Raw genomic sequence first — 1046 nt, 5'->3', positions numbered from 1 at the left:
GACTACTCATCTTCTTCGGCGTTGGCTGCGTCGCAGCCTTAGTGTTAACAGGCGCATCATTTGGACAATGGGAAATCAGTATTGTATGGGGCTTAGGTGTCTCCATCGCAATCTACTGTACTGCCGGCGTTTCAGGCGCACACATCAACCCAGCCGTAACCATTGCATTAGCGATGTTTCATGGTTTCGATAAAGCGAAAGTGGTGCCGTACATCATAGCTCAGATGTTAGGTGCATTTTTCTCTGCCGCTTTGGTTTACAGCTTGTACAGCAACCTTTTCACCGATTACGAAATCGCACACAACTTTGTACGTAGCAGCCAAGACGCCCTTGCAACGGCTGGTATTTTCTCAACTTACCCACACGCTTCTCTTTCTTTCTTTGGCGCATTTGCTGTGGAATTCGTCATTACAGCTGTATTAATGTTTGCCATTTTGGCTCTGGGTGATGAAAACAACGGTGCCGCTCGTGGCGCGATGAACCCATTATTGATTGGTATTCTGATAGCGGTTATTGGTGGTTCTCTTGGTCCACTGACTGGCTTTGCGATGAACCCAGCTCGTGACTTTGGCCCTAAACTGTTCGCGTACTTTGCAGGTTGGGATTACGCACTGACCGGCGCTAAAGACATCCCTTACTTTATCGTTCCCCTTCTTGCTCCGATTGCGGGTGCTTGCTTTGGTGGTTGGTTATATCCAAAAGCGATCGCGGCGTACCTCCCTCGCCAAGGTCACGGTTGTACCATTCCAAACCAATGTGATACTGAAGAAGAAACAGAAGAAGCTCGAGCTTAACCGCTTGCCAATTACTAAAATATAAATAACGAAACAAAAGGATTCTTACCATGACTGAGCAAAAATACATTGTTGCCCTCGACCAAGGTACGACAAGCTCTCGCGCTGTTATTCTTGATCACGACGCCAATATCGTAAGCGTCGCTCAGCGAGAGTTTACTCAGATTTATCCACAAGCAGGTTGGGTTGAGCACGATCCAATGGAAATCTGGGCAACACAAAGCTCTACATTAGTTGAAGCTTTGGCTAAGT

2 protein-coding genes are annotated in these 1046 nt (G+C 47.1%); both read left to right on the top strand.

Features of this window, described 5'->3' with window-relative positions; all coding sequences use genetic code 11:
* The coding region (locus R7P67_RS26440) for an MIP/aquaporin family protein (RefSeq protein ID WP_318086532.1) at nucleotides 1-794 on the top strand (794 nt) is incomplete at its 5' end.
* 50 nt (nucleotides 795-844) lie between these two features.
* A partial coding sequence (locus R7P67_RS26435; RefSeq protein ID WP_318086531.1) for an FGGY family carbohydrate kinase occupies nucleotides 845-1046 on the top strand: 202 nt, incomplete at its 3' end.

Source organism: Vibrio sp. Vb0937, assembly GCF_033338855.1.
Note: the sequence above shows the minus strand (reverse complement) of the source record. Positions and strands in the feature narration are given on the sequence as shown.